Origin of the sequence: Tistrella arctica (assembly GCF_039630945.1) — a bacterium.
GTDB classification, from domain to species: Bacteria; Pseudomonadota; Alphaproteobacteria; order Tistrellales; family Tistrellaceae; genus Tistrella; species Tistrella bauzanensis.
The window spans coordinates 76,684-93,967 of sequence record NZ_JBBKTV010000006.1 but is presented as its reverse complement, the minus strand read 5'-3'; the positions used below and the strand labels follow the sequence as shown (position 1 = coordinate 93,967).

The window sequence follows — 17,284 nt, the reverse complement described above, 5'->3', positions numbered from 1 at the left end:
CCGGGGCTCAGATGACCTGCGCGTCCAGCACCGCCCGCCAATGCGCCAGCCGGTCCTTCAATTGGGCGGTGCGGATATAGGGCAGGATGTCGTCCTCGTCCTCCAGCCGTTCCAGAACCTCAAATGTCAGGCTGTCGGCGCCATGGCGATGCCAGGCGTCCTGAAGCGATCTGTGGGGATTGGTGCCCAGGCGCAGCGTGAACCAGATCCGGTTGCGGATGGTGTCGAGCGTCGGGGTCTGGCCGATCCAGATATGGGGCCGGAGATCGGGCTGGACGGCACAGCGGATGGCATAGATGCCATAGGCGGCCTTGCGCTCCTTATAGGCGGCGACGGCGCGCTTGCGGTCGATCCCTGTCATGACGGTTCTCTCTTCCTCGATCTGGCATGCGGCTTGGGTTGCGGACGGTAATATAACCCGGGTTATATTGACAGGGAGATTATTAACCGGGTAAAAATCTGCCACACCCCGTGCAGGAGGCTTGCCCGTGACCGACCGGACCCAGCGACCCAGTACCGCCTTCGATGGCGCGCGGCGCCTTGCGGCGGGGCCGCTGATCGAGGTGGCGTTGGCGGTGAAGGCGGCCGCCGATGCCGGGGCAGCCGGGCCGCTGCTGATCTTTGACGACGCGACCGGGCGGGTGGTGGATGTCGATCTGCGCGGCAGCCGCGCCGAGATCGCGGCCCGGCTGGTGGCGCCCGCGCCGGCAGAGACCACGGCGCCGGCGACGGCCGCGCGCGGCCGGGGCCGGCCGAAGCTTGGGGTGGTCGGGCGCGAGGTCACCCTGCTGCCGCGTCATTGGGACTGGCTGGCCGCCCAGCCGGGAGGCGCCTCGGTGGCGCTGCGCAAGCTGGTGGAGGCCGCCCGCCGCGACGTGGGCCCCGATCAGCGCCTGCGGATGGCGCGTGAGACCGCCTATCGCTTCATGAACGCGATGGCCGGCGACCTGCCTGGCTATGAAGAGGCGACGCGGGCGCTGTTCGCCGGCGACCTGTCGGGGTTCGAGGCACGGATCGCGGGCTGGCCGGCCGATATCGCGGCCCATGCCAGACAATTGGCGTCCGGTGCCACGGCTTGAGCGGCGGTGCGGTCAGTGCTGCCCGGATGTCAGCCGTGCTGTCGTGATTTCAGCCGGCGATGCAGGGTGGCGCGGTGGATGCCGAGCGCCCGTGCGGCGGCACTGATATTGCCGTCATGGGCGGCCAGTGCCCGGGTCAGGGCATCATCGGTCATCGATCTGAGCGATGCCATTGGCGCTGCATCCGACATCGGGGCCGCAAAGACCGGTGCGGTGTGGGGCAGACATGCTTGCGGCAGGGGCATGGGCGGACCGAGTGGCCGGGCCGCGCCGATCTCGCCCGGCAGATCGGCGGGCGTGATGGTGCTGCCATCATCGGCCAGGGCCACCAGGGTGCGGAGCAGATTGGCCAGTTCGCGCAGATTGCCCGGCCAGTCATGGCCGGCAAGGCATTGGCGGGCGGCGGGATCGAGCGTGATGTCACGGGCCGGCGCGCCGGTTGCCTGGAACACGGCATCGATGATCGCGTCCAGAGGCTGGCGATCCCGCAAGGGCCGCAGGGTCACCGACAGGTAGTTGAGGCGGTAATAGAGATCGCTGCGGAACCGGCCATCGGCGACCGCCGCTTTCAGATCCTGATGGGTGGCCGCCACCAGCCGGAACCGCACGGTCACCGGCCGGCCGGCGCCCAGCGGCAGAACCTCGCCATCCTGCAGCACCCTGAGCAGCCGGGCCTGAAGCCCCAGCGCCATGTCGCCGATCTCGTCGAGGAACAGAATGCCGCCTTCGGCCTGACGGATGCGGCCAGGGCTGCCGCGACGCCGGGCGCCGGTGAAGGCGCCGTCCTCATAGCCGAACAATTCGCTTTCCAGCAGGCCTTCGGGGATCGCCGCGCAGTTCACCGCCACCAGCGGTGCCGACCGCAGCGTCGACGCCTGATGGGCCGCGCGCACGAAGACTTCTTTGCCGGTGCCGGTTTCACCCTGCAGCAGCACCGGGATATCGGCATCGATCGCGCGGGTTGCGCGGGCAAGCATGGCATCGCTGGCCGCATCCCAGACCATGGCGCCGCGCAGCGTCAAGGCGGGCGGGATCGTGGCGGGCAGGGTCGGGGCGGCGGCACGCAGGCGTGATGGTGCCGTCACCGGGTGCAGCACCGGCCGGCCGGCCGGCCGGCTGATCCGCAGATGCATCGGCACGCCGCCGGCGCGGCTGGTCAGCAGGCGGGCATCGCCGCTGACGACCCCGCCGCCTGGCCGGCCGCCATCGATGATCGAGCCGTCGAACAGCGCATCCCAGCCGGCGGCGCCGATGGCGCCGGCATCCAACCCCAGCAGCCCCAGGGCGATGCGGTTGGCGGCCGACAGCCGGCCATCACGGAAGGCGAGCAGGCCTTCATGCGGCGTGCCCAGCCAGGAGGGATGCGAATGCAGCCGCACCAGCAGGTCGGACCCGTCGGCCTCGGCTGCCTGCATGGTCCAGCGATGTTCCAGATTGGCCACCGCCAGCCGCACCAGGGCACGGGCATGGGTCTGTGGCCGTCTTGCATCGCCCGACAGGTCGAGCACGCCGGCGATCCGGCCGGTGGGATCGCGCACCGGCATGGCGGTGCAGATCAGCACCCGGTTCTCGTCGAGATAATGTTCGGCGCCGTCCACCTCGACCAGCCCGCCTTCGGCGAGCGCGGTGCCGACGGCGTTGGTGCCCTCGTGTGTTTCCGACCAGCAGGCGCCCGGCTGCAGGAACACCCGCCGCGCCCGGCCGGCAAAACCGTCGTCGCCGCGCGCATCCAGAATGAGCCCGCGGGCGTCGGTCAGGATCGCGACGCCATCGGCATCGGCCATGGCGCGGGCCAGAAGATCCAGTTCAGGGGTGGCCAGATGCAGCAGAGTGTGGTTGCGGTCGCGCTGGCGGCGCAACGCCGGGGCCGCCAGCGGATCCTGGCGTGCCGGGCGGTTCATCGCCAGGCCGGCCGAGGCACAGCGCTGCCACGACCGGCCGATCACCTCGGGCACGGCATTGTCGGGCAGGCTGCCGGCATCGCGGAACTGGCCACGCACGCCGTCGAGCACCCGTATCTGTCGGCCGGAGTGCTGTGACATCCGGGCGTTTCCCCTGTGGCGCCCCTGTTCTTGATTGTGGTGCAGACTATGTCGCATGGACTGCCCACGTGTCGCGGCGGCGGGCGCCTGCCTGCCGCGAGACTGATGGATCAGCATGCCCGCTCTTCGCGGCAGCCGCAAGCGGCCCGATCCGATGTCGCACAACGCGGCACCCGCCGTCGCGGGCCGCGACAGGCCGGCGTGTCGCGTGCTGTCGCATTGCACGGCCCGTGCCGTCATCCGCTGGCGGATATCCGGCAATCGCATCATCTGGCTCAACGTTTGCGATTTTGGCCCAACCTTTGCGAATCTGGCCCAACCTTTGCGAATCTGGCCCAACCTTTGCGATAGCGCAAAGGTTGCTGAACGGCCGGGCGGTATGATGCGCCATCCAACCGGCCGTTCAGGTGGCGTCCCGACGCGGCAGCCTCATCCCTCGCGGCCGCGACTGACTTGCGGGGGCGGTGCGCCTGCGCCGCCCCCGTCCTTGATCAGCCGTCTCCGTCACGGCTGACGATGTCCATGGAGGGCCTCCGCTCATGTCACTTCCCGCAACGATGAAAGCCGCCGTGGTGCGCGCGTTCCGCCAGCCGCTGGTGATCGACGAGGTGCCGGTGCCCCGCCCGGCGCCGGGGCAGATCCTGATCAAGGTGGTGGCCTCGGGTGTCTGCCACACCGATCTGCATGCCGCCGATGGCGACTGGCCGGTGAAGCCGCAGCCGCCGTTCATTCCGGGCCATGAAGGTGTCGGCCATGTCGTGGCGCTGGGCGCCGGCGTGCGCTCGGTGACGGAAGGCGACCGGGTGGGCGTGCCCTGGTTGCACACCGCCTGCGGCCATTGCGAACATTGCACCACCGGCTGGGAAACCCTGTGCGGCGATCAGCAGAACACCGGCTATTCGGTGGATGGCGGTTTTGCCGAATATGTGCTGGCCGACCCGGCCTATGTCGGCCACCTGCCGGCCGGGCTCGATTTCGTCGCGGCGGCACCGATCCTGTGCGCCGGGGTGACGGTCTATAAGGGCATCAAGGAAACCGAGGTCCGGCCGGGGCAATGGCTGGTGGTCTCGGGCGTCGGCGGGTTGGGCCATCTGGCGGTGCAATACGGCAAGGCCATGGGGCTGCATGTGGCGGCGGTGGATATCGGCCCCGAAAAGCAGGCGCTGGCGCGCCGGCTTGGCGCCGACCTGGCGGTCGATGCCCGTGACGAGGATGTCGTGCAGCAGGTGCTGCGCGAAACCGGGGGCGGTGCCCATGGCGTGCTGGTGACGGCGGTGTCCGAGAAGGCCTTCGCCCAGGCGGCCGACATGCTGCGCCGGCGCGGCACCATGGCGCTGTGCGGCCTGCCGCCGGGATCGTTCCCGATGTCGATCTTCGATACGGTGCTGAACCGCCGCACCATCCGCGGCTCGATCGTCGGCACCCGCGCCGATCTGGTGGAATGCCTGGCCTTTGCCGGCGAAGGCAAGGTTGCCGCCACCTGCACCACCGCGCCGCTTGAAGACGTGAACGCCATATTCGATCGCATGCGCGCCGGCAAGATCGAGGGACGGGTGGTGATGACCATCTGAAGGGGTGGGTCTCGCCGTCTCCTGCCCGGTCGCATGCCATGTCGGAAGCGGTCGCGGGAGACGGCGGGACATCCTATGCTCTTCACGATGGCCAGCACCGCCACGCCTTGAGGGGCACGTCGTGACGAACAGGGATGGATTGCCGTTAGCGCCGGAAGACGGCTGGATTTTCCGTATCATGCATGTCTCGAATGTCGGGGCGGTGCTTGACCGCGGCGTGTTGTGCCGAAACGGCGCGGGCAAGGATACCGGATATGCCGCCATTGGCAGTCCCGATCTCATTGATCATCGTTGGCATCCTCCTGTGCCGTGTCCTCCGGGGGGTGAGCTTGGTGACTACGTGCCATTCTACTTCACGCCGCATAGTCCGATGTTCTTCAATATCCACACCGGGAAAGGCGTCCAGAAGCAGGCGAACGCCGATATTGTCATTCTTGTCACCAAACTCCAGCGTGTGATCGACCATCGATGCCGAGTTCTGTTCACGGATCGTGCGGCGCATCTGGAAGCGGCACAATATTATGACGATCTGAATTATCTCGTGAATCTGCCATGGGAGGCATTCCGGACCCGGAATTTTCGCAAGGACCCTGAGAATCCGGATCATTTTGAGCGCTATCGGGCAGAAGCCCTGATTCACCGCCAACTCCCTGTTGACGCCCTGAGCGCTATTGCCTGCTATACGGAAGAGGTCAGAGGCCTTGTGAAGCGGCAGGTCGACGACCGTGGCCTGCGATTGAAAGTCATTCTCCGTCCGAGGTGGTACTTCTCATGATGCGCTTCACGCAAGGCAATCTGCTGGATGCCAAGGTTGATGCCCTGGTCAATACGGTCAACACGGTTGGCGTGATGGGCAAGGGGATCGCCTTGATGTTCAAGGAGGCATTTCCTGAGAATTTCGAGGCCTATGCCGCCGCCTGTAAACGCGGTGAGGTGCGGGTCGGCCGGATGTTCGTAACGGAACGCCAGGCGTTGATCGGGCCGCGCTGGATCATCAACTTCCCGACCAAGATGCACTGGCGTCATCCATCGCAGATGGGCTGGATCGGGGACGGCCTTGATGATTTGCGGCGGGTGATCGTCGACAGGAAGATCAGATCGATTGCAATTCCGCCACTCGGTAGTGGCAATGGCGGATTGGCATGGTCCTCTGTCCGGCCATTGATCGAGAGCAGCCTGGGCGATCTGCCGGATGTCGACATCGCGGTCTATGAACCGGTTGCTGCCTATCAGAATGTCATGAAGCGGTCAGGCGTTGAGGATCTCACGCCCGCGCGGGCGTTGATCGTCGATCTCGTTCGGCGGTATTGGGCATTGGGCATGGATTGCTCGATCCTGGAAATTCAAAAGCTGGCCTATTTTCTGGAACGCAGCATCGAGAACACCGGCCTGGACAATCCGCTGAGACTTCGCTTCACGGCTCACAGATACGGACCCTATGCCCAGCCGCTGGGGCATCTGCTGGATGCACTGGATGGCAGCTATCTGCATGCCGAGAAGCGGCTTGCTGATGCCGGTCCATATGATCTGATCTGGGCTGATGAGAGCCGGCGCGACGTGGTCGATGCCTATCTGCGTTCGGCGGCGAAGCCCTATCTGCCGGCGCTCAAGGCCACGGTCGATCTGATCGACGGTTTTGAATCGGCACTTGGGCTGGAACTGCTTGCCACGGTCCACTGGCTTGTCGACCGGGAAGGCGTGGCGCTTGATGCCAGGGCGATCCGAGATGCCCTGGCATCCTGGCCATCATCGGATCAGGGAGCGGCGGCACGCAAGCAGCGGCTGTTCGATGATCGCCTGATCGGACTTGCCGTTGCGCGTTTTGAACGTATCGCGGCAGTCTGACCAGCACCGGATCCTATGTGGCCTTCCCCACGCGCTGCCTGCGTGAAACTGTCGCCGGGTATGGCGAAGGCTTGTGTTGCGGGTGCATCTGAGACTTAGTTGCGGAAAGAGGCGCTGGTGGTCCGGTCGGCGCCATTCGCCCCCTTAAGGCCCCATCCGTTCCCGCAATGCCCATATCCGACGACGACCTGTCACAGATCGACCTGAACCTTTTGGTGGTGTTTGCGGCGCTGATCGAGACCGCGAGCGTCACGCGGGCGGCCGAGCGGCTGCGGTCGAGCCAGCCGGCGGTGAGCCGGTCTCTGGCGCGGCTGCGGGTGCTGTTCGACGATCCGCTGCTGATCAAATCTGGCAAGACGATGGTGCCGACGCCGCGGGCGCTGGCGCTCAAGGGGCCGGTGGCGGCGGCGCTGGGCGATATCCGGCGCCTGTTCAAGCCGGCGGGCTTCGATCCGGTCACAGACCGGCGGCGCTTCCGGGTGTCGTCGACCGATTACGGCGTGTTGTCGGTGCTGGCCCCGGTGATGGCGGAGCTGACCCGGACCCCCAATGTCGAGATCGCGGTCGATCCGCTGGGCGCCGATGATCACCAGAAACTGGCCTCGGGCGTGCTCGATCTGATCATCATCGGCCGCACGCCCGAGCGGCCTGAACTCTATCGTCGGCGGCTGTTCACCGAGCGCCGCGCCTGTCTGGTGCGCGCCGGCCATCCGATCACCGCCGACCCCGATGTCATCGCCGGCCGGCCACCATCGATCGATGCCTGCCTGGCCTGGCCGCATGTGGCGATGACCGTGTTCGGCGACTGGACCAATGGCCACATCGCCCGCCAGCTCCGCAGCCTGGGTAAAGGCCGCCATGTGGCGATCCAACTGCCCTATTTCTCGGTGGCGCCCCTGCTGGTCGAGACATCCGACGCGCTGCTGATTCTGCCCCATCGCGCGGCGAAACGTTTTGCCGAGGCGCGCGGGCTGGTGATGTTCGACGCGCCGGAGGTGTTCGGCACCTTCGATTACTGGCTGGTCTGGCACGAGCGGGCCCGCCGGGACCCGGCGCTGCATTGGCTCATCGAACGCATAGCGGCGGCGGTAGGTGATCCGGATGCCGCATAACCGATATCCGAACCGCGTATTTCCCTTTCCGCTATGCAAGTGCGAATTACTCGCATGATACAATGCATATCGAGCGGGAGACGGATCATGACCGATCGGCGGCGCGCGCGGTGGCGCTTCAGGACATCCACGGCCGGTGCGGCCAAGGCGGGCATGACACTGTCGGGCATGGCACTGGCGGGCATGATGATGTCGGTCGCGGCCGAGGCGCAGGAGCGCAAGCCCGACGAACTCGATCAGATGGTGGTCTCGGCGACCCGCACCGAGGAGGCCGCGCGCACCGCGCCGGCCTCGGTGACGGTGGTCGACGGCGCGCAACTCAAATCCTATCCGGTGTCGGATCTGACCGAGGCGATCCGCGACGTGCCGGGCATCAGCCTGACCGCCGGCAGCCAGGGCCGGCGGCAGATCAGCATTCGCGGCATGGACCCGTCCTTCACCCTGATCCTGGTCGACGGCAAGCGGGTGAATTCCACGGAAGCCGTGTTCCGCCACAATGATTTCGACATCGGCAGCATTCCGGTGGCGGCGATCGACCGGATCGAGGTGGTGCGTGGCGGCATGTCGGCGCTGTATGGCTCGGAAGCCATGGGCGGGGTGATCAACATCATCACCAAGCCGGCGTCGAAGATCTGGTCGGGCAGTGTCGATCTGGGGTTCGACATGCCGACCGAGGGCGATCGCGGCACCGAGGCGCGGGCCAGTTTCTATCTGTCCGGGCCGGTGGTCGAGGAGAAGCTGGCGATCACCGTTACCGGCACCTTCGACCGCCGCGAGGTGTGGAACGGCCAGTCCGGCGGGTCTGTGATCGACGGCGATGGCAATCCGGTCGAACGCCCCGATGGCAGCGTGGTCGACCGCGCGGATCTGGCGACGCTGGAGGGCCGCGAGGATTATCAGGGCCGGGTCAAATTCACCCTCACCCCCGGTGACGACCAGACCATCGAGGCCGAATTCGGCCGGTCGCGCCAGAGCCGGTTCGGCGAGTATTACATCAGCAACTGGGGCGATGCCGACGCGGTGGTGGTGCGCGAGGACGCGGCTCTGTCGCATGAGGGCCGCTGGGGCTGGGGCACCACGCAGTTGCGCGCCTATACCGAGGTATCGAAGACCGGCGAGGACGGTATCCGTCAGGAGAACCGGGTGGTGGAGGGCAATGCCGCCCTGCCATTCGATCGCCATACCCTGGTGGTGGGCGGCGAGGCGCGCTGGATCGAGTTGAAATCCGGCGGCGAGTTCACCAGCGGGGGTGCTGAAACCGATGCTCAGGCGCTGTATCTTCAGGACGAGTTCCGCCTGACCGACACGGTCAAGCTGCTGGCCGGCGCCCGGCTGGACGAGGACAAGTATTTCGGCACCCATGTCACACCGCGCGGCTATGCGGTATGGACGCCGACCCCGGCGGTGACGATCAAGGGCGGTGTGTCGACGGGTTTCAAGGCCCCGACTCTGCGCCAGCTCTCGCCCGACAGCCGGGTGACCTCGTGCCGTGGCGGTTGCTATATCGACGGCAACCCGGATCTGAAGCCCGAGGAGAGCGTGAATTACGAACTCTCCGCCGGCTATGACACCGGCGACTGGGGCGCCACGGTCACCCTGTTCCGCAACGACATCGAGAACCTGATCGACACCCCGCGCGGCAGCGGTGTGGACCCGATCGCCTATGATCCGGCGACCGGCAACGGCATCTACAGGCCCGTCAACATCAACGAGGCCCGGATCGAGGGCATCGAGGCGTCGGGCTACGCCATGCTGTGGGATTGGGGCCGCGCCAGCGCCCACTGGACCTGGCTCGATGCCCGCAACGAGATGACCGGCGCGGTGCTCGACAACCGTCCCAAACATGTTCTGAACGGCAAGGTCGACTGGTTCGTCTCTGATGAGGTGATGGCCTATACCCGGGCCACCTATACCGGCCGGCAGCGGTCGGGCACGCTGACCCTCGACCCCTATACCCTGGTCGATGTCGGTGCCGACTGGCAGATCAACGACGCAATCTCGGTGCGTGGCGGCGTGCTGAATCTGGCCGACACCTCGACCGGCGATCCGGACGACGACTATGCCTATGTCGAGCGCGGCCGCACCGTGTTCGTCGGCGCCTCGGCCCGGTTCTGAGGCCGCGCGCGCAATGAACGGAGACCTTATCCGATGACGACCATCTATGATGCCTCGGTCACGACCCCGCTCGGGCGGCGCTACATGACCCAGTTGGCCAAGCATTGGAGCCATCGCTTCGCGGTGACCCATGACGAGAAGACGGCCTTGATCCCGTTCTCCGACACCAGTCGCTGCCGGATGCAGGCCACGGCGGACCAACTGTCGGTCATGGTCGAGGCAGATGATGCCGAGGCGGCGGAGCGACTGACCGGGGTGGTCGTCGAGCATCTGAACCGCTTCGCGTTCAAGGAGCCGCTGGTCATCTCGTGGAGCCTGCGCGCATGAGCCCCCTGACCTGCCTGCGTCATATCTCGATCAGCCTGCGTGGGATCGTCCTGTCGGCGATCCTGGCGATGGGCATGGCCCTGCCGGCCATGGCCGACCCGGTGACCGTCACCGATATTGCCGGGCGCACCGTCACCATCGAGGCGCCGGCATCGCGGCTTCTGCTGGGCGAGGGCCGCGATCTGGTGGCGCTGGCCCTGGTCCACCCTGAACCCGTCTCGGTGCTGGCCGGCTGGCTGGGCGACCTGCAGCGGCTCGACCGCGCCACCTATGACCTGTTCCGCGCGCGGTTCCCGGCGATCGAGCAGGTGCCGATCGTCGGCGCCACCAGCGAGGAGAGCTTCTCGATCGAGAAGGCGTTGTCGGTGGCGCCCGATCTGGCGGTGCTGGGCTATGCCGGCCACGGTCCGTCGCCGCGATCGAAAGAGGTCATCGATCGGCTGACCGAGGCCGGCATCCCGATCGTGTTCGTCGATTTCCGGGGCAAGCCGATCGAGAACACCGTGCCCAGCCTGAAGATTCTGGGCCAGGTGCTGGGCCAGGAAGAGCGGGTCGGGCGCTATATCGACCTCTATGAACAGCGCCTGGGGGTGATCCGCGACCGGGTCGCGGCATCCGATGCGCCGCGCCCGAAGGTGCTGCTCGACATGCGCCCGACGGTGGATGCTGGTTGCTGCGGGTCTCCGGGCAAAGGCAATCTGGGTGATTTCATCGATCTGGTCGGCGGCCACAATATCGGTGCCGATGTGCTGCCGGGGCCGCTTGGCCAGCTCGATGCCGAATATGTGCTGGCGACCGATCCCGATATCTACATCGCGACCGGCACCGCCAATGGCCAGGAAACCGGCGGTGTGCCGATGGGGGCGGGGGTCGATGTGGCGACCGCGCGCGCCGGACTTGAGGCGGTCACCGCCCGCACACCGGTGAATGCGTTGACGGCGGTGGCCGATGGTCGGGTCTACGGGCTGTGGCACAGCTTCTATAACTCGCCGCTCAATCTGGTGGCGATCGAGGCCATGGCCGGATGGCTGCGCCCCGACCTGTTCGCCGATCTGGACCCCGCGGCGACGCTGGACCTGATCAATCACGATTTCCTCGCGGTGCCGCTGGGCGGCGTCTATGCGGTTTCCCTGAACGATCCCGCCGGATGACACCATCCGCCATTGCCGCGCGTGCCGGTCATCGCCGGCACCTGCTTCGCCGGGCGCTGACTGTGGCAGCGCTCGGCCTTCTGCTGTTCGCGGCCTTCATCGCCGACATCACCACGGGGGTCTCGGGGATGGGGCCGGGCACCGTGCTGGGTGGGCTGATCGACCCCGACAGCCTGACCCGCACCCAATCGGTGATCCTGTGGCAGGTGCGCCTGCCGCAGGCGCTGATCGCCGTGCTGGTGGGGGCGGCGCTGGCGCTGGCGGGGGTGGAGATGCAGACCATCCTGTCGAACCCGCTGGCCAGCCCGTTCACGCTGGGCGTGTCGTCGGCGGCGGCCTTCGGCGCGGCGCTGGCGATTGTGCTGGGGCTGGGCGTGCCGGGGGTGCCCTCCAACTGGATCATCTCGGCCAATGCCTTTGTTTTTGCCTTCGCATCGGTGCTGCTGTTGCAGGCGCTGGCGCGGATGCGGGGCGCGGGCATCGAAACCCTGGTGCTGTTCGGCATCGCGCTGGTTTTCGCCTTCAACGCGCTGACCGCGATGATCCAGTTCGTGGCCTCTCAGGAGGCGCTTCAGCAACTGGTGTTCTGGAGCATGGGCTCGCTTGCCCGCGCCGACTGGAACAAGGTCGGCATCCTGGCGCTGGTGCTGGGCGTGGTGCTGCCCTGGTCGCTGACCCAGGCGCCGGCGATGACCGCCCTCCGGCTGGGTGAGGAGCGGGCGCTGAGCTTCGGGCTGCATGTGCCGCGCCTGAGGTTCCTCAGCCTGCTCAGGGTCAGCCTGCTGTCGGCGACGGCGGTGGCGTTCGTCGGCACCATCGGCTTTGTCGGGCTGGTCGGCCCGCATCTGGCGCGGCTGCTGCTGGGCGAGGATCACCGTTACCTGCTGCCGGCCAGCGCGCTGGCCGGGGCGCTGGTGATGTCGCTGTCGAGCCTGGCCGGCAAGCTGTTGCTGCCGGGCGTGACCGTACCGGTCGGCATCGTCACCGCCCTGATCGGCGTGCCGGCTTTTCTGGCGCTGATCCTGTCGCGCCGGGAGCGCAGTTGATGCCCCCCATGCCAATGCCGTCAATGCCGATACCCGCGATGCCGATGGCCGACGCGCCGACCGATCTGTTGAGCCTGCATGGCGCCACCGCCGGCTATCGCCGCCGGCCGGTGGTGCGCGACGTCGATCTGGGGCCACTGCCGCCGGCCAGCATCACCGCCCTGGTGGGGCCGAACGGCGCCGGCAAGTCGACCCTGCTGAAAGGTCTGGCCGGCGCCATGCCCATGGCCGGGCGGGTGATGCTGGGGGCAACCGACCTGCTGGCCCTGGCGCCGAAGGCGCGGGCGCGGCTGGTGGCGCATATGCCCCAGGCGCTGCCCGACCGGGTGGCCCTGACGGTTCTGGATGCGGTGATCGGCGCCCGGCGTGCCAGCCCGGCCGGCGCGCCGACGCCCGAGCTTGCCGACCTCGACGACACCGACCGCGCGGTCGCGGTGCTCGACCGGCTGGGCATCGCCGATCTGGCGCTGGAACCGCTGGACCGGCTGTCGGGCGGCCAGCGCCAGATGGCGGCGCTGGCCCAGGCGCTGGTCCGCGACCCCCGTATCCTATTGCTGGATGAACCGACCAGCGCGCTGGACCTGCGCCACCAGTTCCAGGTGATGGCGACCGTGGCGGCGCTGGCCTGCGAACGCGGCATGCAGGTGATCGTGGTCCTGCACGATATCGACCTCGCCTGCCGCTGGGCCGACCGGATCGCGGTGCTGGGCCGGGGCCGCCTGACCGCCTTCGGCCCCCCCGCCACCGCGATCACCCCCGCCATCCTCCGCGACGTCTGGGGCGTCGCCGCATCGGTCACGCCCGACGAGCGCGGCCGGGTGCGGGTGCAGGTGGAGGGGCTGGCCTGAGCGGGGCAGTTCCAAGCGGACATCCAAGCGGACATTCCTTGCGGTCGCCTCCGATCAGGATATTGATCTGGTTGGGATATCTGCCAGGGGGCATCCGGACATGGCAGCGGACTCCACGCGGTTCCGCGGCGGCTCCGTCAACCCAGATTCAGGACGAACTGTCGGACCAGGACCATGCCGCCGCGCGCGGGCCAGTGTTTCATGCGCCGGCCGGTTTCGGTGAAGCCGAGGTGGTGGAGGACGGCGGCGGAGCGGTGGTTGTCGTGTTTGACGTCGGCCGCGAGGCGGGCAAGTGCCAGTTGGTCGCGGGCGATGACCAGAACCTTACGACCGGCGGCGGTGGCGATGCCCTGGCCCCACCAGTCGCGGCCGAGCACATAGCCGAGCTCGGCCGTTCTGCCGTCGCCGTCATCGATATCGGGGCGCAGCGTGATCATGCCGATCAGCGGAGCGGTCCCTGGAGCGGTTTCCGGGGCGATGCCGGCGATGATGGCGAAGGCATGCTCCAGGCCCCCGGCCTGCCGCCGGGCGAGGTCGGCCAGATGGGCGGCGGCACCGCCCGGCGGATAGGGATGGGGGATGGCGGCGGTGGGCAGGGCCACCGCCGGGTCCGAGACCAGCGCCTCAAGGGCTGCCGCATCGTCGGGGCGTGGATGGCGCAGGCTGATGGCGGGGCGCATCGGATGGTCCTCAAGGCGGGTGACGGCATGATCATGCCATCATCGCCCGATGATCCTCCGCCGGTAAAACGAGGTGTTTTCAGGCAGGAACCGTTGTGTCACTGCTGCGAGAAGTCGGCCGGCGCCTTGGCGAACACCTTGGCATGGAAAATGGTCGAGCCCTCGCCGCCGGTCCAGTCGTTGGTGAAGATGTACATGTCATTGGTGCCGGGCTTGATCACCATACTGGTCGAGCGGAGATTATGGCCGGTCTCGCGGCCCGGCAGCAGGATCTGGGCGATCGGCATGCCGTTCTCGTTCAAGACCAGAATGCGGCCCTGGCCGTACATGGCGACATAGACATTGCCATCCATGTCGGTGCGCAGCGAATCCGGTGCCGGGCCGTTGAAGCGATAGGGGATGGTGGTGCCGAACGGCGCGATGGTGGTGGCATCGGCCAGTTGCACCCGATGCAGCAGCCCGCGGCTGAATTCGGTCACCCACAATGTCTTGCCGTCGGGGCTGAGCCCGACGCCGTTCGCCACCGACAGATTTGGCAGCACCGGCACCGCCTTGGCCGGCGTGGCGCCATCGGCGCCCGGCGCCACGTAATAGACGCCGCCGGTGGGGGTGGTCGAGGTGCCCTTGAAGTCGGTGAAATAGAAGCCGCCCTGGTCGTCGAACACCAGATCGTCGGGCAGGAATCCGGCGGTGGTGGGAATGATCTCGCGGATATCGCTGCCGTCCGGCGCCATCGATACCACCGAGCCCGCGTCCTTGAAGTCACCCAGACCGGCGACATAGATCCGGCCATCCTTGTGCAGCGCGATACCCGCCGGGCTGAGCTTGTTCTCGCCCAGGATGGTGGATAGCTGCTTGTCGGGGGTCAGTCTGAAGATCTGGCCGCCGAACACCTCGGTGAAGATCAGATCGCCCTGGCGGTCGAAGACCGGGCCTTCAAGCTGCAGGCCCTTGTCCGAGACCTTGAACCATGGCACGGCGGTGATGGTCTGAAGGCTCTGCTCCGATGGCGGGATCGGCGCCGGGCCGGTGATGCTGTCATTGTATTGCAGTGCGGGAGCATCGGCCGCCCGCAGATCTGATGGCGCCATGCCCCAGGCGCAGGCAATCAACGCCAGAGTGATCGCTCTCGTTATCATGGTATCCTCCCGTTCTGTTTCTTGACGGCACACGCGGACCATATGGTGGCCTGCGCGAAACCCCTTTGTGTTCAGAGGATTGTGCTGGTTTTATTTGGGTATGAAAGGGACGGTTCGTCGGAATGTTGCCGTGACTGTGCCAGTTCGCGTCATGGGACAGTCATGGGTCGCGATGCGGGGACGCTTCCGGCTATGATCGGCGGCGGTTCGACGGCAGGGCGCGACAGCGCCGGTGTCTGGTGAAGATGTGGGGGACGGCCGGGTGAGCGAGGCTGCGACAATGACAGTGAGCCTGATCGAGGCACGGCGGATCGCCTTGCGGGCCCAGGGTTTCGGCGGTACGCGCGCCACCGGGCGGCCGGGTGTGGTGAAACTGGCCCGGGCGGTGGAGCGGTTGGGGCTGGTGCAGATCGACAGCGTCAACGTGCTGGCCCGTGCCCATTATCTGCCCCTGCATGCGCGTCTCGGCGCCTATGAGCAGGCATCGCTGGATGCCGCATCCCTGGATGCCCGGCATCTGTTCGAATACTGGGGCCATGAGGCATCGCTGATCCCCGTGGCGATGCAGCCGCTGTTCCGCTGGCGGATGGCGCGGGCGGCCGACGGTATCGGGATCTGGCGGGGCGTCGCCCAGTTCGGGCGGGAGCGGCAGGCGTTCATCCATGCGGTGCTGGCCCGGATCGCCGCCGAAGGGCCGATGGCTGCGGGTGATTTCGACCAGGGCGCCCGCGGCGCCGGCGGCTGGTGGGGCTGGGGAGAGGCCAAGCGGGCGCTGGAATGGCTGTTCTGGACCGGGGCTATCACCACCCGCCGACGGCGCGGCGGGTTTGAACGGCTGTACGACCTGACCGAACGGGTGCTGCCCGCCCCTGTGATGGCGGCGCCGACGCCGGCGCCGGCCGACGCCCATCGGGCGCTGGTCGATATCGCCGGCCGGGCGCTGGGCATCGCCACGGCATCGGATCTGGCCGATTATTTCCGGCTGGCGGGGGCCGAGGCTCGCGCCGCCATCGCCGATCTGGTCGAGGCCGGGCGGCTGGTGCCGGTGGCGGTGGAAGGCTGGCGCCAGCCGGCCTATCTGCATGCCGAGGCGCCTCGGCCGGCGGGGGTGCGGCAGGATGCGCTGCTGGCGCCCTTCGATCCGCTGGTCTGGGACCGCGACCGGGCCGAGCGGCTGTTCGGCTTCCGCTATCGGATCGAGATCTATGTGCCGGCCGAGAAGCGGGTGCACGGCTATTACGTGCTGCCCTTTCTGATGGGCGAGCATCTGGCGGCACGGGTGGACCTGAAGGCCGACCGCCAGGGCGGGCGGCTGCTGGTCAGGGCGGCACATCTTGAACCGGGCCACCAGCCCGGCCGGGTGGCGGAGCGGCTGGCCGGGCGACTGGCCGTGATGGCGGGCTGGCTGGGTCTGGATCAGGTGGTGGTCGAGCCGGTGGGCGATTTCGCGCCCGCCCTGACGGCAGCCGTGGCGGTCAGCCTTCGTTGAGCACCCGGGGCTGGCCGGCGGCGGGCACCGCCACGCCGGAGGCCTCCTTCAGGCCGATGCCGGTCAGGCGGCGGCGCAGCGCTTCACCGGCCAGCCAGGCGATCTTGGCGGCCGCGCTGTCGATATCGAGCCCGCCGGGGCGGATGTTCGAGATGCAGTTGCGGGCGCTGTCGAGTGTGCCGGGTCTGGGGTTGAAGGTGATATAGCAGCCAAGCCCGTCGGCCGCCGACAGCCCCGGCCGTTCGCCGATCAGCACCACCACCAGCCGGGCGCCGGTCTGCGCGCCGATGGCGTCGCCCAGCGCCACCCGCGCCTGGGTGGCGACCACGGTGGCGATCAGTCCGATACCGGCGGCATTCAGGCGTGGCCGCAGGGCATCGACCAGATCCAGCGCGTTCAGCATGACGGCCGCCGCCGACAGGCCGTCGGCAATCACCAGCGTGACCGCTGCGGCCGTGTCCGCCGGCATCGATGGCAGCCCGGCCAGAACCGCTTCTCCCTCTGCCGACAACTGCCGGCCCAGATCCGGGCGCCTCAGATACTCAGTCCGGTCACGTGCCTTACTGGAAACGTGATGGGATTTGAGGCCGCGACCTGCCAGTGCCCGGACCAGTTCCTCGGCATCGATCCCGGTCCAGACCGCGTCGCGGGCGCGGGCATGATCGAGCCCGAAGCGCAGATGATCGGCAGTCGGCAGACCCTGGCCGGCCCGGCCAAGGCCGATGCGCGCCTGGGTATAGCGGCGGAGTGCGGTGATTTCAGCCGGGGCCGGGGTTACCACGCCGGCCGGATCGACCAGCCCGGGCATGGTTGCGGGCGGCATTGTGCGGTCGGTATCAT

Annotated in this window: 16 protein-coding genes; 11 read left to right on the top strand and 5 right to left on the bottom strand. The window is 67.7% G+C overall.

From position 1 onward, the window contains the following. Positions 1-7: 7 nt before the first annotated feature. Positions 8-361, bottom strand: a complete 354-nt coding sequence (locus WG924_RS14435) for a GIY-YIG nuclease family protein (RefSeq protein WP_345933753.1) — start codon at positions 359-361, stop codon at positions 8-10. A gap of 127 nt (positions 362-488) precedes the next feature. On the opposite strand from WG924_RS14435, the gene WG924_RS14430 reads away from it, so the two are divergent. Further along, entirely contained in the window at positions 489-1,079 is a 591-nt protein-coding gene (locus tag WG924_RS14430; RefSeq protein ID WP_345933752.1) for a DUF2239 family protein, read from the top strand. Positions 1,080-1,108: 29 nt separating this feature from the next. Here the strand turns inward: WG924_RS14430 and WG924_RS14425 are convergent, their stop codons facing one another. Then, complete coding sequence (locus WG924_RS14425) at positions 1,109-3,121, bottom strand: sigma-54-dependent Fis family transcriptional regulator (protein ID WP_345933751.1); 2,013 nt, start codon at positions 3,119-3,121, stop codon at positions 1,109-1,111. 539 nt (positions 3,122-3,660) lie between these two features. Between WG924_RS14425 and adhP the strand changes: the two genes are divergently transcribed. From adhP to WG924_RS14380, 9 genes are all read left to right on the top strand, one after another. Further along, entirely contained in the window at positions 3,661-4,692 is a 1,032-nt protein-coding gene (adhP, locus tag WG924_RS14420; protein ID WP_345933750.1) for an alcohol dehydrogenase AdhP, read from the top strand. 121 nt (positions 4,693-4,813) lie between these two features. Beyond that, positions 4,814-5,467 carry a type II toxin-antitoxin system toxin DNA ADP-ribosyl transferase DarT gene (gene darT / locus WG924_RS14415; RefSeq protein WP_345933749.1) on the top strand — a complete coding sequence of 218 codons (654 nt, stop codon included), beginning with the start codon at positions 4,814-4,816 and terminating at the stop codon, positions 5,465-5,467. After that, positions 5,464-6,537 carry a type II toxin-antitoxin system antitoxin DNA ADP-ribosyl glycohydrolase DarG gene (darG, locus tag WG924_RS14410; RefSeq protein WP_345933748.1) on the top strand — a complete coding sequence of 358 codons (1,074 nt, stop codon included), beginning with the start codon at positions 5,464-5,466 and terminating at the stop codon, positions 6,535-6,537. The genes darT and darG overlap by 4 nt, the downstream gene beginning before the upstream one ends. A gap of 167 nt (positions 6,538-6,704) precedes the next feature. Continuing rightward, positions 6,705-7,649, top strand: a complete 945-nt coding sequence (locus WG924_RS14405) for a LysR family transcriptional regulator (protein WP_345933747.1) — start codon at positions 6,705-6,707, stop codon at positions 7,647-7,649. A gap of 87 nt (positions 7,650-7,736) precedes the next feature. Next, positions 7,737-9,764 (top strand): TonB-dependent receptor domain-containing protein, encoded by a 2,028-nt coding sequence (locus tag WG924_RS14400; protein ID WP_345933746.1) that lies wholly within the window; start codon positions 7,737-7,739, stop codon positions 9,762-9,764. A 33-nt stretch (positions 9,765-9,797) separates the two neighbouring features. After that, positions 9,798-10,091 carry a DUF2218 domain-containing protein gene (locus tag WG924_RS14395; RefSeq protein ID WP_345933745.1) on the top strand — a complete coding sequence of 98 codons (294 nt, stop codon included), beginning with the start codon at positions 9,798-9,800 and terminating at the stop codon, positions 10,089-10,091. Beyond that, positions 10,088-11,242: an ABC transporter substrate-binding protein gene (locus tag WG924_RS14390; RefSeq protein ID WP_345933744.1), complete on the top strand. Its 1,155-nt coding sequence runs from the start codon at positions 10,088-10,090 to the stop codon at positions 11,240-11,242. Before WG924_RS14395 ends, WG924_RS14390 begins: the two co-directional genes overlap by 4 nt. Then, positions 11,239-12,288, top strand: coding sequence for a FecCD family ABC transporter permease (locus WG924_RS14385; protein ID WP_345933743.1), 1,050 nt, complete (start codon positions 11,239-11,241; stop codon positions 12,286-12,288). Before WG924_RS14390 ends, WG924_RS14385 begins: the two co-directional genes overlap by 4 nt. Positions 12,289-12,326: 38 nt before the next feature. Next, the gene (locus WG924_RS14380; RefSeq protein ID WP_345933742.1) at positions 12,327-13,136 is read left to right on the top strand and encodes an ABC transporter ATP-binding protein; all 810 of its coding nucleotides are present in this window, start codon (positions 12,327-12,329) and stop codon (positions 13,134-13,136) included. 137 nt (positions 13,137-13,273) lie between these two features. On the opposite strand, the gene WG924_RS14375 is transcribed toward WG924_RS14380, so the two are convergent. Further along, positions 13,274-13,816 (bottom strand): GNAT family N-acetyltransferase, encoded by a 543-nt coding sequence (locus WG924_RS14375; RefSeq protein WP_345933741.1) that lies wholly within the window; start codon positions 13,814-13,816, stop codon positions 13,274-13,276. Between the two features lie 98 nt (positions 13,817-13,914). Beyond that, a complete protein-coding gene (locus tag WG924_RS14370; protein ID WP_372045167.1) occupies positions 13,915-14,907 on the bottom strand; it encodes an SMP-30/gluconolactonase/LRE family protein in 993 nt (330 codons plus the stop codon). 328 nt (positions 14,908-15,235) lie between these two features. Here WG924_RS14370 and WG924_RS14365 point away from each other — a divergent pair, with 328 nt between their 5' ends. Further along, complete coding sequence (locus tag WG924_RS14365) at positions 15,236-16,444, top strand: winged helix-turn-helix domain-containing protein (RefSeq protein ID WP_345933739.1); 1,209 nt, start codon at positions 15,236-15,238, stop codon at positions 16,442-16,444. Here WG924_RS14365 and eutC read toward each other — a convergent pair. Then, entirely contained in the window at positions 16,431-17,252 is an 822-nt protein-coding gene (gene eutC / locus WG924_RS14360; protein WP_345934127.1) for an ethanolamine ammonia-lyase subunit EutC, read from the bottom strand. The genes WG924_RS14365 and eutC overlap by 14 nt on opposite strands. Between the last annotated feature and the right edge of the window lie 32 nt (positions 17,253-17,284).